Here is a 13251-nt window from a genome sequence, read left to right on the forward strand (position 1 = left end):
GGAGGGGTAACCGCGCGGCAACACACGGGACACGGCCGCGACCCACCCCGCCCCTAATTTCTGTCGGGCGACAGAAATAACCCAGGAGCCGGAGGACCCGCGATGGCGACAGCGACCACCTACGGAGCACGCGACCACGCCCGCGCACAGCAGGGAACCCGCGCCGAGGCCATGCCCGTGGTCCCCGCGGGCGACTGGCCCGCACCGCCCTGCGAGGCGGGCCATCTCGTGTGGGCGGAGACCGTGGCGGGCGGCAACTACACGCACAAGGTGCTGGCCCGGGGCACCGAGCTGCGCCTGAGCGACCTCACCGGCGACGCCTGCGCGCACGTCCTGCTGTACGTCGCGGACCGTCCGTGGGAGCGCCTGAACGTAGCCGACACGGTCAAGGTCCAGTGGAACGCCTACCTGGGCCAGGGGCAGTTGCTCCTCTCCGACCAGGGCCGGGTACTGGCCTCGGTGGTCGCCGACTCCGCCGGACGGCACGACGCCCTGTGCGGCACCTCCACGCTCGTACGCAACACGGAGCGGTACGGGGACGGCACTGCGCAGTCCGCGTCCCCGGCCGGACGCGAGCTGTTCAAACTGGCCGCCGCCAAGAACGGGCTCACGCCCCGCGATCTGCCGCCCTCGCTCTCCTTCTTCCAGGGAGCGGAGATACGCGAGGACGGCTCGGTGGACTTCACCGGCTCGGCCGGCGCGGGTGGCAGCGTCACCCTCCGCGCCGAGCAGGACGTCACCGTGCTGATCGCGAACGTGCCGCACCCGGCCGATCCGCGCCCGGACTACACGAGCACCCCCCTGGAGGTGCTGGCCTGGCGCGCGCGGGCCACCGCGGCGGGCGACCCGCTGTGGGAGGCCACGCCCGAGGGCCGCCGCGCCTTCCTCAACACCGCCGAATTCCTTGCCACGAGGGGGCTCGCATGACCCACGTCACCGTCCCGGCCAGGGCCGCCTGGTCAGCCGTCGTCCGCGCCGGCGAGACGCTCACCGTCACCGATCTGCACGGCAACCAGGCCGTCGACTTCCTGGTGTACGACGCCGGGGACACCGCCGTCCGCTACAGCGCGCCCGACACGATCCAGGCGCAGGGGAACATCTTCCTGACGACGGGCAGTGTGCTGATGTCGAACGAGCACACCCCGCTGATGACCGTCGTCGAGGACGAGGTCGGCCGGCACGACACGGTCGGCGGCGCCTGCTCCAAGGAGTCGAACACCCTGCGCTACGGGCACCACACCTGGTCCCAGCACGCCTGCGTGGACAACTTCCTCGCGGAGGGCGCCCGTTACGGCCTCGGCAAGCGCGACCTCGTCTCGAACATCAACTGGTACATGAACGTGCCGGTCGAGCGGGACGGCACCCTGGGCATCGTCGACGGCATCTCCGCGCCGGGGCTCCGGCTGACCCTGCGCGCCGAGCGCGATGTGATCGTGCTGGTCTCCAACTGCCCCCAGATCAACAACCCGTGCAACGGCTTCGAACCGACGGCGGTCGCCATGACGATCGGCGCGTCCGCATGACGTTCGACACCCTGCTGATCGCCAACCGCGGCGAGATCGCCGTCCGGATCATCCGGACCGCCCGCGAACTGGGCCTGCGCACAGTCGCCGTGTACTCCGACGCCGACCGTGCCGCGCCCCACGTCCGGCTCGCCGACGAGGCCGTCCGCCTCGGCCCGGCACCCGCGAAGGAGTCCTATCTCGACGCCGACCTGGTCCTGAAGGCGGCCAAGGACACCGGGGCCGGAGCCATCCACCCCGGCTACGGATTCCTGTCCGAGGACGCGGCGTTCGCACGGCGCTGCGAGGACGCCGGGATCGCTTTCGTCGGGCCGACGCCCGAGCAGCTGGAGCTGTTCGGCGCCAAGCACACGGCTCGGGCGGCGGCCGAGGCCGCGGGGGTGCCACTGGCGCCGGGCACGGGACTGCTCTCCGGCCTTCCCGAGGCGCTGGACGCGGCCGGCCGCATCGGCTACCCCGTCATGCTCAAGGCCACCGGCGGTGGCGGCGGCATCGGCATGTCGGCATGTCGATCCGCCGATGAACTGACCGAGGCCTGGGAGCGGGTGCAGCGCGTCGCGTCGGCCTCCTTCTCCTCGGCCGGGGTCTTCCTGGAACGCCTGGTCGAACACGCCCGCCATGTCGAGGTACAGGTCTTCGGCGACGGCCACGGCCGTGTCGTCACCTTCGGCGACCGCGACTGCTCGCTCCAGCGCCGCAACCAGAAGGTCCTGGAGGAGGCGCCCGCGCCGGACCTCCCCTCCCCCGTGCGCGACCGACTCGCCCTGGCCGCCCGCGAGTTGTGTGCCTCGGTCGGCTACCGCTCGGCCGGGACCGTCGAGTTCGTCTACGACGCCGCCCGCGAGGAGGCGTACTTCCTGGAGGTCAACACCCGCCTCCAGGTGGAACATCCGGTCACCGAGGAGATCTACGGCGTCGACCTGGTCGCCTGGATGCTGCGCCTGGCCAGGGGCGAGTCCGAGGTCGTACAGGACCCGGGAGCGCCCCGCGGTCACGCCGTCGAGGCCCGGGTGTACGCCGAGGACCCCTCGCGCGAACACCGGCCGAGCGCGGGCCTGTTGACGCGGGTGGACTTCCCCGGCGGCGTCCGCGTGGACGGCTGGGTCGAGACGGGCACCGAGGTCACCACGTCGTACGACCCGATGCTCGCGAAGATCATCGCGTACGGGCCGGACCGGGCGCACGCCCTGGAGCGGCTCGACGAGGCGCTGGCCAGGACCCGGGTGGACGGGATCGAGACCAACCTCGGTCTGGTGCGGGCCGCCCTCGCCGAACCGTCCTTCCGGCGGGCGCAGCACTCGACGGCCACCCTGGCGGGCGTCACCGATCCCACCCCGCGCGTCGAGGTCGTGTCCGGCGGCACGCTCACCACCGTGCAGGACTGGCCCGGCCGCACCGGCTACTGGCAGGTCGGGGTACCGCCGTGCGGCCCGATGGACGACCTCTCGTTCCGGCTCGGCAACCGGGCGCTCGGCAACCCCGAGGGCGCGCCGGGCCTCGAATGCACCCTGCAGGGACCGGCGTTGAGGTTCACGCACGCCACCACGGTGTGTGTCACCGGAGCTCCCGCGCCGGTCACCGTGGACGGGGCGGCCATCGCCCAGTGGGAGCCGGTGACCGTGCCGGCCGGGGCGGTGCTGGAGGTCGGCGCGCCCGCCGGGCACGGCCTGCGTAGCTACGTCCTGTTCGCGGGCGGCGGCCTGGACGTCCCCGCGTTCCTCGGCAGCGCCTCCACCTTCACGCTCGGCCGGTTCGGCGGCCACGGGGGCCGGACCCTGCGGACCGGAGACGTACTGCACGGCGGAGCGGTCACGGCACTCGGGGCTCCCGTGCCACCCGGCGACCGTCCCGGCTTCACGGCCGAGTGGCGGGTCGGCGCCCTCGAAGGACCGCACGCCGCACCGGAGTTCTTCACCGAGGACGACATCCACGACTTCTACGCCGCCGACTGGAAGGTCCACTTCAACTCGGCCCGCACCGGCGTACGGCTCATCGGCCCGAAGCCGCGCTGGGCCCGCACGGACGGCGGCGAGGCCGGACTGCACCCGTCCAACATCCACGACACGCCCTACTCGGTCGGCGCCGTCGACTACACCGGCGACATGCCCGTCCTGCTCGGCCCGGACGGCCCCTCGCTCGGCGGCTTCGTCTGCCCGGCGACCGTCGTCAGCACCGAGCGCTGGAAGCTCGGCCAGCTCCGCCCCGGCGACACGGTCCGCTTCGCGCCGCTCGCCGACGACGGTTCGGCGCGGCCCGCGATCGTCGACGGCGGGGTGCTCGCACGGGACGGCGATGTGACGTACCGCCGCAGCGGCGACGACAACCTGCTGGTCGAGTTCGGGCCCATGCAACTGGACCTGGCCCTGCGCATGCGCGTCCACGCGCTCATGGAGGCCGTGACCACGGCGGATCTGGACGGCGTCACGGATCTGACGCCGGGCATCCGCTCCCTCCAGATCCAGGCGGACCCCCGCCGTCTGCCCCAGCGCGAACTCCTGGAGGCCGTGCGGCGGACGGTTCGCGCCCTGCCCCCGAGCGACCAGCTCGTCGTCCCCTCCCGGACCGTCCACCTCCCCCTGTCCTGGGACGACCCGGCGACCCGCGAGGGGATCGCCCGCTACATGGCGGGCGTCCGCGACGACGCGCCCTGGTGCCCGTGGAACATCGAGTTCATCCGCCGGGTGAACGGCCTGGACTCGGTGGCGGACGTGTACCGCACGGTCTTCGACGCGGAGTACCTCGTCCTCGGCCTGGGCGACGTGTACCTGGGCGCCCCGGTCGCCACCCCGCTCGACCCCCGCCATCGACTGGTCACCACCAAGTACAACCCGGCCCGCACCTGGACCGCCGAGAACTCGGTCGGCATCGGAGGCGCCTACCTCTGCGTCTACGGCATGGAGGGCCCGGGCGGCTACCAGTTCGTCGGCCGTACGACCCAGGTGTGGTCGGGCTGGCAGCAGCGCGGCGCGTTCGAGCCGGGTTCGCCCTGGCTGCTGCGCTTCTTCGACCGCATCAAGTGGTACCCGGTGGAGGCGGACGAACTCCTGGAGCTGCGAGCCGACATCATCTCCGGCCGCTTCGTGCCGCGCGTCGAGGAGGGCACCTTCTCGCTCGCCGCGTACGAGGACTTCCTCGCCGAGAACGCCGAGTCCATCGCGGAGTTCCGGTCCCGGCAGGGCGGCGCGTTCTCCGCCGAGCGCGACGCCTGGGAGGCGGCGGGCGAGTTCACGCGCGCGCAGACGGCGGGCGCCCCGCCGGTTACGGCCGCCGAGGTGAGCGTCCCGGCGGGCGGCCGTCTGATCGAGGCCGAGTTCGCCGCGTCGGTGTGGCAGCTGAACGTGGAGCCGGGTGAGACGGTGACGGCGGGTCAACCGTTGCTCGCCCTGGAGGCGATGAAGATGGAGTCGCGCGTCCCCGCCCCGATCGACGGCGTGGTCCGGCAGATCCTCGCCAAACCCGGCGACCAGGTGGAGGCGGGCACGGCATTGCTGGTGCTGGCGCCCCTGGAACCGTCGACACCCTGATTCCCGTCCGGGATTCCCACCCGGGATTCCCCTCCGGCCACCCGCACTGTCCACACCCTCGCCCCGCACCCGACCGCACCGACCCCGCCGCCACCCGCACCGGTCCGCGCCCGTCCGCCCCGTGCCCGGCCGGTCCTCCGCCGGGTTCCCGTCCCGTCGGGTTCCGTTCCCCCGAATTCCCGTCCCGCTGGGTCCCCGTCCCACCGGAACAGGGGAACCCCCCTGGGGGGCGGACCGCGGCGCGGCGCGTCCGCCCGCCCTCAGTCGAGAGAAGCACCCCAGCTCAAGGAGTTCCGATGTCCGCCCTCACCCGAGTCCGCATGGCGTACGCCCGCATCGAGGCCGCAGACCGCCCGGAGATCTGGATCGACCTGCGCCCCCGGCCGGAGGCCGAGGCGGAGGCGCGGGCCGTGGACGCCCGCGTCGCCGCCGGCGAGCACCTCCCGCTCGCCGGAAAGGTCTTCGCCGCGAAGGGCAACATCGACGTGGCGGGCCTGCCGACCACCGCCGGCTGCCCGGCCTACGCCTACACCCCGGGGGCCGACGCCCCCGCGGTCGCCCGCCTCCGCGCGGCCGGAGCCGTCGTCCTCGGCACCACGAACCTCGACCAGTTCGCCACCGGCCTGGTCGGCACCCGCTCCCCCCACGGCGCCGTCCGGGGCGCCCTGGACCCGGAAAGGATCAGCGGCGGCTCCAGCTCGGGATCGGCCGTGGCGGTGGCCCTCGGCATCGTCGACCTCGCCCTCGGCACGGACACCGCCGGCTCCGGCCGCGTCCCCGCCGCGTTCAACGGCATCGTCGGCCTGAAGCCCACCCGCGGCCTGGTGCCGACCACCGGTGTCGTCCCTGCCTGCGCCTCCCTGGACTGTGTCACCGTGTTCGCCCGCACACTCCCGGAGGCCGAACAGGCCCTCGCGTACCTGGCGTCCCCCTCCGGGCGCGAACTCCCCGCACTCCCCCAGCGCACCCCCGGCCCCTGGCGCGTCGCCGTCCCGCCGACGGCACAGCTCGGCGAACTGGACGAGGGCTGGGCCGAGGCGTACGAGGCGGCCGTGCACCGGCTCGTCGCGGCCGGCGCCGAGGTACGCACCCTCGACCTCACCCCGTTCACCGAGGCCGCTGCGATGCTCTACGAGGGCGCGTTCGTCGCCGAGCGCTACACGGCGGTCGGGAGCTTTGTCGACAAACTGATCTCCGAGGGGGGTACCGGTCTCGACCCGACCGTCGCGGGGATCATCACCCGCGCCCGGGACATCCCGGCCCACCGGCTCTACGCCGACCAGGAACGACTGGCCTCTCTGCGCACCCGGGCGCTCTCCGAACTGGCCGACGCGGACGCGCTGCTCCTGCCCACCGCGCCCGGCCATCCCACGCTCGCCGAGGTCGCCGCCGATCCACTCGGCTCCAACGCCCGGCTGGGCCGCTTCACCAACTCCACGAACCTCTTCGACCTCGCCGCCGTCGCCGTCCCCGCCGGGCGGACACCCGCCGGACTCCCGTTCGGCGTGATGCTGATCGGACGTGCGTTCACCGACGAGCGTCTCGCACGGATCGCCCGCACGCTGGAGCACGAGACGCGCCTCGCCGTGGTGGGAGCGCATCTGTCCGGGCAGCCGCTCAACACGCAGCTGCTGTCCCTGGGCGCCCGCCTCGACCGCACGACCACGACGGCCGCCGTCTACCGCCTGCACGCCCTGGCCACCAGCCCGCCGAAGCCGGGCCTCGTCCATGTCGGCGCGGGCGGCGCCGCCGTCGAGGCCGAGGTGTGGAACCTCCCGGCGGAGGGCCTCGGACGCCTGCTGGCGGCCGTCCCCCGCCCGATGACGCTGGGCAGCGTCGAACTGGCCGACGGCAGCCACGTGCCCGGATTCCTGTGCGAACCCGGCGTGCTGGAGGGCGCGCCCGACATCACGGAGTACGGCGGCTGGCGCGCGTACGTGAGCCGCCACCCGAACCCCTGAGCCACGCGAACCCCTGAGCCGCCCGAGCCGCTGATCCGCCCGAGCCGCTGATCCGCCCGTGCCGCCGACGTCACCCGGCCGACACGGAAGCGGGGCCGCGCGACGCACCCGCCACGACGGAAGCGGGGCCACAGGACGCACCAAGCCGACACGGGAACGGAGCCCCGCGACGCACCCCGCCACGACGGAAGCGGAGCCGCCGGCTGCACCCCGCCACGACGGGAACGGAGCCGCCGGCCGCGAACCCGCCGAGAACGGCGCGGAGCCGCCGGCCGCGCCCCGCCGAAACAGGCGCGGCCGGTGGGCGCCGCCTCCCGGACAGGGAGGACGGCACGCCACCGGCCGCGTCGGCTCGGCTCACCGACGGCCGGGCCGCCGGTCGTCAGCCCACCGACGAGTAGGCCACCACTCCGCGCAGCAGGGCGTCGACCGCCTTGCGCGCGTTCTTCGCGACCGTCGACCTCTCGCCGCCCGAGACGGGCGCGGCGGCCGCGATCTGGCCGAGGACGTCGATGACCTGCTTGCACCAGCGCACAAAGTCACCGGCGGGCATCTCGGCCTCGCGCAGCACCTCGTCGAGGCCCTTGCCGGACGCCCACTCGTGGGCGGCCCAGGCGAAGCCGAGGTCCGGCTCGCGCTGGCCGACCCCCTCGGTCTGGCTGATCCCGAAGTCCTCCTCCAGCGCGTCGAGTCGGCCCCAGATGCGCACCATCTCACCGAGCGCGGCCTTGGCCTTGCCGGACGGCACCTTCGGCGCCATCGCGTCGTCGGCGGCCCGGGACTCGTACACCAACGCCGAGACGCAGGCGGCCAGTTCCGCGGGGGCGAGCCCGTCCCAGACGCCGGCGCGCAGGCATTCGCTGGCCAGCAGGTCGAGTTCGCCGTACAGCCGGGCGAGCCGCTTGCCGTGCTCGGTGACCTCGTCGCCGCGCAGATAGTCCAGGTCGGTGAGGAGGGCGACGATCCGGTCGAAGGTGCGGGCGATGGTGTTCGTCCGTCCTTCTATACGGCGCTCCAGCTGCGAGGTGTCACGCTGCAGGCGGTGGTAGCGCTCGGCCCAACGGGCATGGTCCTCGCGGTCGTTGCACCCGTGGCAGGGGTGCGCGCGGATCGCCGTGCGCAGCCGGGCGATCTCGCGGTCGTCGGCGGCGTCGGAGCGCTTCTTGCGGTGCCGGTCCGGGACGATGTGCCCGGCCTTGGTGCGCAGGGCGGACGCCAGGTCGCGCCGGGACTGCGGCGAGCGCGGGTTGAAGGACTTGGGGATCCTCATCCGGTCGAGCGCCTCGACCGGTACCGGGAAGTCCATCGAGGCCAGCCGCTTCACCTGGCGCTCGGCGGTGAGCACCAGCGGGCGCGGGCCGTCGTGCTGCTCGAAGCCCCGGTGGCCGTTCGACCGGCCCGCGGGCAGCCCGGGGTCCAGCACCAGCGCGAGCCCGGCGTACTTGCCGGTCGGTACATGGATCACATCGCCCGGCTTCAGCTTCTCCAGGGCGACGGCCGCTTCGGCACGGCGCTCCGACATGCCCCGCCGGGCCAGCTCGGTCTCGCGGTCCTTGAGTTCGCGGCGCAGCTCCATGTACGTGTCGAAGTCGCCGAGGTGGCAGGTCATGGACTCCTTGTAGCCCTCGAGACCCTCCTCGTTGCGCTGCACCTGCCGGGAGATCCCGACGACCGACTTGTCGGCCTGGAACTGCGCGAAGGACGTCTCCAGAAGCTCGCGTGAGCGGTGCCGCCCGAACTGCTCGACCAGGTTCACCGCCATGTTGTACGACGGCTTGAAGCTGGAGCGCAGCGGATAGGTGCGCGTGCCCGCGAGCCCCGCCAGGTGCTCGGGGCTGAAGCCGCGCTGCCACAGCACGACCGCGTGGCCCTCGATGTCGATGCCACGGCGGCCGGCGCGTCCGGTCAACTGGGTGTACTCGCCGGGGGTGATGTCGGCGTGCTGCTCGCCGTTCCACTTGACGAGCTTCTCCAACACCACCGAGCGGGCGGGCATGTTGATGCCCAGCGCGAGGGTCTCCGTCGCGAAGACGGCCTTGACGAGGCCGCGGACGAACAGCTCCTCGACAACCTCCTTGAAGGTGGGCAGCATGCCCGCGTGGTGGGCCGCGATACCGCGCTCCAGACCCTCCAGCCATTCGAAGTAGCCGAGGACGTGCAGGTCCTCGTCCGGGATGGAGGCGGTGCGCTCCTCGACGAGTTCACGCACTCGGGCGCGTGCCGCGTCGTCGTTCAGTCTCAGGCCGGCGTACAGGCACTGCTGCACGGCGGCCTCGCAGGCCGCACGGCTGAAGATGAACGTGATGGCGGGCAGCAGTCCTTCGTTGTCGAGCCGCTCGATGACCTCGGGACGGCCGGGCGTCCAGATGCGCGAGCGCTGTCTGCGCTCACGCTCCCGGTCGGCCTCGCGCATCGCGCGGCCCCGTTTGCGGTCCTGGTACGACGGGCGGCTGGCCTCCATGCGCGCCATGCGCGTGAGGTCGGGGTTGACGGCCTTCCGCTGGCCCTCGCCCTCCTCGAAGAGGTCGTACATCCGCCGCCCGGCCAGCACGTGCTGGAACAGCGGGACGGGCCGGTGTTCGGAGACGATCACCTGGGTGTCGCCGCGCACGGTGTCCAGCCAGTCGCCGAACTCCTCCGCGTTCGACACGGTCGCCGACAGCGACACCAGGGTCACCGACTCGGGGAGGTGGATGATCACTTCCTCCCAGACGGCGCCGCGGAAGCGGTCGGAGAGGTAGTGCACCTCGTCCATCACCACGTAGCCGAGTCCGAGGAGGGTCTGCGAGCCCGCGTACAGCATGTTGCGCAGGACCTCGGTGGTCATGACGACCACCGGGGCCTCGGAGTTGACGCTGTTGTCGCCGGTGAGCAGGCCGACCTTGTCCGCGCCGTAACGGCGGCACAGGTCGGCGTACTTCTGGTTGGAGAGCGCCTTGATCGGTGTCGTGTAGAAGCACTTCTTGCCCTGCTCGAGGGCGAGGTGGACGGCGAACTCGCCGACGATCGTCTTGCCCGAGCCGGTGGGCGCGGCCACCAGCACACCCTTGCCCGCTTCGAGCGCCTGGCAGGCCTCGATCTGGAAGGGGTCGAGGCCGAAGTCGTACATCTCGCGGAAGGAGGCGAGCGCGGTGGCCTGCTCGACAGCGCGCCTGCGTGCTGCCGCGTACCGCTCGGCCGGTGAGAGGTCCTCTGTCATCGTGCTTTCGAGCCTACCGGGACGCACTGACAACAGGACGATCATTATCCGGATCCGCGGCGGTGAGGCCCCGATCCCCGCAGCTCAGGGAAGTGCGACCCGCACGGCCGCCGGTATGCAGTCCGCTCTGAGCGGCAGCGGTCCGAGCGGCTCCCCGTCGGCGTACCCGGTGATGCCCTCGGCGACGATCTCGACGCGGGCCGCCCGGTGCACGGTCACCACGGGATGATCGACGTGGGTGCCCCGGTAGACCTTCGGGAACACCTTGAGCAGCGTCGTGCGGCTGCAGTCCCCGACGACCGTGATGTCGAACAGCCCGTCACCGAGGTCCGCGCCGGGGCAGATCCTCATGCCGCCGCCGTACGACGATCCGTTGCCGACGGCCACGAGCGTCGCCTCGATCTCCCGGGTCTCGCCGCCGTCCAGTGTGATCCGGTACGCGAAGGGCCGGAAGGCGGCCAGTTCGGCGAGCATGGCGACGTCGTACTTGAAGCGGCCGAGGGGCAACCGCATCCGGTTGCCGCGGTCGTTGACCCGGGAGTCGAACCCCGAGGCGAGGACGGTGCCGAACCACGTGCCGTTCACCCGGCCCAGGTCGACATCCCGCGTCCGGTCGTCCTTGAGTGCCTCGGCGATCAGGCGCCCCGAGGCCGCCGGGTCGCCCACGGGCAGGCCGAGGGCGCGCGCGAAGTCGTTGCCGGTGCCGACGGCGACCAGGCCGAGCGGGGTACGGGTACCGGCGACGGCCTGCAGGGCGAGGTTCGCCATGCCGTCGCCGCCAACCGCGACGAGGGCGCCGGTGCCGCCCGCGACCGCCTCTCGCGCCCGCGTGAGGCCGTCCGCCGCGTCCTCGCCGAGGACCGTCCGGACGGAGAATCCCGCGGCACGCAAAGCGGAAGCGGCCGGCTGCGCCGCGCGGGCGCCCCGGCCGCGGCCCGCGGTGGGGTTGACGAAGAGGGTGATCTCGCTGGTCACAGCCCTGACCCTACGAGGTCCCGGGCTTCGTCAGGTCACGTCGTCATAACCGTTGACCCGGTCCGTGGTGGCCTGCTCCGGGAGGGCCCCACGGGCCGTCACGGGCTCGGTCTCGCCGATGTCCTCGGGGGTGAGATCGAGGTCGGAGGCCTCGTCGTCGGCCGGTCCGGCCTCATCGCGCCGACGCTTGCGCCGGTCGTTGAGCAGCGAGAAGACGACCGCGCCGAAGTACAGGATCCAGATCGGCCCGGCGAGCGCCAGCATGGTCAGCGGGTCGGTGCTCGGGGTGGCGAGGGCGGCGAAGACCGTGATGCCCATGATCATCGCGCGCCACCAGCCCAGCATGCGCCGGCCGGTGAGGATGCCCGTGAGGTTGAGCATCACCAGGAGCAGCGGCAGCTCGAAGGAGAGTCCGAAGACGACCACCATGCGCGTGACCAGGTCGAGCAGGTCGTCCAACGGCAGCAGGTTGTCGACGCCGTTCGGCGTGAACTCGATCAGTACCTTCGCCGTGGTGGGCAGCACCTTGTAGGCGAAGAAGGCGCCGCCGAAGAACAGCGGCACACCCGAGGCGACGAACCCGTACGCGTACTTCTTCTCGCTCCGGTGCAGACCCGGGGCGACGAACGCCCAGAGCTGGTAGAGCCAGACCGGCGAGGCGAGCACGACGCCCGCCATCAGGGAGACCTTCAGTGCCAGGGTGAACGGGGCGAGCAGACCGTTGATGGTGATCTGTGCGCACCGGTGGTTCTTGGGTTGCTTCGCCAGCTCCGCGAAGGTCTCCGGACACCCGACGGAGTCCAGGACCGGCTTCGTGAAGAAGTCGATGATGTCGTTGTAGTAGAAGGCCGCGACGATCGTCACCAGGACGATGGCCAGCACCGCCTTCGCGAGCCGGTTGCGGAGCTCGCGAAGATGGTCCGCGAGGGGCATGCGCCCCTCGGGGTCCCTCTCCGTGTTGCGGGCAGACTTGAGCAACCCACATCCTCATCTCATGCGGGGGGCCGGAGATCACCGGCCCTGCGTCAGCGCTGGGTCGTGTCCGTCGGCTCGTTGACCGGGCGCGAGCTGGTCACGTCGCCGGGAGAGGCCTGGATGGTGCGCTGAGCCGGGGGCTGCTCGTCGGTGCTGGGCGGGCCGGCCGGGGCGGGGTTGCTGCCCTCGTCCTTCATCGCCTTGGCCTCGCTCTTGAGGATCCGGGCGGACTTGCCGAGGGAGCGCGCCATGTCCGGAAGCTTCTTCGCGCCGAACAGCAGGATGATGACGACGAGGATGAGAATGATCTCGGGAGCTCCGAGCCTTCCGAACATAAGTCTTTACCTTCTCACCGAGGCTGCATGGTCGGGGTGCTGTCCGATCGGTCGGACATGTGTCCGATCGTCGTGGTGACAGCGATCGTAACGCTCAGGGGTGAACGCGGGGCAATCCCTGTGCGTACTCCCAGTTCGCGGTCCGCGCCTCGTTATCCGGGCCGCGACCTTGAGCGTACCTGGCCCCGGCACGAAGTTGACAGGCTGCAGTGACTCATTGCTCATCCATGGAACGACTCATACCGCGTCCATAGCGCGAGCGGCCCCGACGGCGGCCCGTTCCAGGTCATCGGCGGCCTTGTTGATACGGCGCGCGGAGTCGGCCACCTGTCTGCCCAGACGCTCCGCTTCCAGGAAGACACGGACAGCGAGCACTCCGAGAACCGCGATTCCCAGGAACCCCACAGCGATCGCAAACATCGGCCAGAACATGACGACGACCCTAGAGGGTGGAGTGCAGTCGCAGCGTGCGGACCCCGCCGCCGGTGAGCAACTCGACGATGCGCTCTCCCGCGGGCTTGCGGACGGCGGAACCGCACTCGGGGCAGGTGAACGAGTAGAACGTGGTGCGGCTGCTGGCGCCGATGGCCAGCCGCAGAGCACCCGGCGTGAGCTCGAAACCGGCCCGGCAGTCGGGACAGGCGGCCTTGAACATCACCTCGACCGCCCTTCTCATCCCGGCGAAGGCCGTCACGACCGACATCTCCGGAGCACCCGAAGACACCCCGGTCCGGCCCGGCGTCCCCGTCCGCCGCGCGG

Annotated in this window: 10 protein-coding genes; 4 read left to right on the plus strand and 6 right to left on the minus strand. The window is 72.0% G+C overall.

All coding sequences use genetic code 11. From position 1 onward, the window contains the following. Positions 1–102 precede the first annotated feature (102 nt). The 4 genes from ABZX90_RS18740 to atzF all read left to right on the plus strand — a co-directional run bounded on the left by ABZX90_RS18740 (position 103) and on the right by atzF (position 7008). Positions 103–927 (plus strand): urea amidolyase associated protein UAAP1, encoded by an 825-nt coding sequence (locus tag ABZX90_RS18740; protein ID WP_351127295.1) that lies wholly within the window; start codon positions 103–105, stop codon positions 925–927. After that, entirely contained in the window at positions 924–1523 is a 600-nt protein-coding gene (locus tag ABZX90_RS18745) for an urea amidolyase associated protein UAAP2 (RefSeq protein WP_351127297.1), read from the plus strand. Before ABZX90_RS18740 ends, ABZX90_RS18745 begins: the two co-directional genes overlap by 4 nt. Next, positions 1520–5047, plus strand: coding sequence for a 5-oxoprolinase/urea amidolyase family protein (locus ABZX90_RS18750; RefSeq protein ID WP_355206128.1), 3528 nt, complete (start codon positions 1520–1522; stop codon positions 5045–5047). Before ABZX90_RS18745 ends, ABZX90_RS18750 begins: the two co-directional genes overlap by 4 nt. Before the next feature lie 296 nt (positions 5048–5343). Further along, on the plus strand, positions 5344–7008 hold the full coding sequence (gene atzF, locus ABZX90_RS18755; RefSeq protein ID WP_355206131.1) for an allophanate hydrolase: 1665 nt from the start codon (positions 5344–5346) through the stop codon (positions 7006–7008). A gap of 382 nt (positions 7009–7390) precedes the next feature. Here atzF and ABZX90_RS18760 read toward each other — a convergent pair whose 3' ends face one another. From ABZX90_RS18760 to ABZX90_RS18785, 6 genes are all read right to left on the minus strand, one after another. After that, positions 7391–10252 (minus strand): DEAD/DEAH box helicase, encoded by a 2862-nt coding sequence (locus tag ABZX90_RS18760; protein ID WP_355206134.1) that lies wholly within the window; start codon positions 10250–10252, stop codon positions 7391–7393. A gap of 39 nt (positions 10253–10291) precedes the next feature. Further along, positions 10292–11182, minus strand: coding sequence for a diacylglycerol kinase (locus ABZX90_RS18765; protein ID WP_351127305.1), 891 nt, complete (start codon positions 11180–11182; stop codon positions 10292–10294). A gap of 30 nt (positions 11183–11212) precedes the next feature. After that, the gene (gene tatC, locus ABZX90_RS18770) at positions 11213–12160 is read right to left on the minus strand and encodes a twin-arginine translocase subunit TatC (RefSeq protein ID WP_351127307.1); all 948 of its coding nucleotides are present in this window, start codon (positions 12158–12160) and stop codon (positions 11213–11215) included. A gap of 47 nt (positions 12161–12207) precedes the next feature. After that, the gene (gene tatA / locus ABZX90_RS18775; RefSeq protein ID WP_351127309.1) at positions 12208–12492 is read right to left on the minus strand and encodes a Sec-independent protein translocase subunit TatA; all 285 of its coding nucleotides are present in this window, start codon (positions 12490–12492) and stop codon (positions 12208–12210) included. 237 nt (positions 12493–12729) lie between these two features. Continuing rightward, positions 12730–12924 (minus strand): hypothetical protein, encoded by a 195-nt coding sequence (locus ABZX90_RS18780; protein ID WP_351127311.1) that lies wholly within the window; start codon positions 12922–12924, stop codon positions 12730–12732. Positions 12925–12934: 10 nt separating this feature from the next. Next, positions 12935–13195: a hypothetical protein gene (locus ABZX90_RS18785; RefSeq protein WP_351127313.1), complete on the minus strand. Its 261-nt coding sequence runs from the start codon at positions 13193–13195 to the stop codon at positions 12935–12937. Between the last annotated feature and the right edge of the window lie 56 nt (positions 13196–13251).

This window comes from Streptomyces sp. NPDC002935 (assembly GCF_040611295.1).
GTDB lineage: Bacteria > Actinomycetota > Actinomycetes > Streptomycetales > Streptomycetaceae > Streptomyces.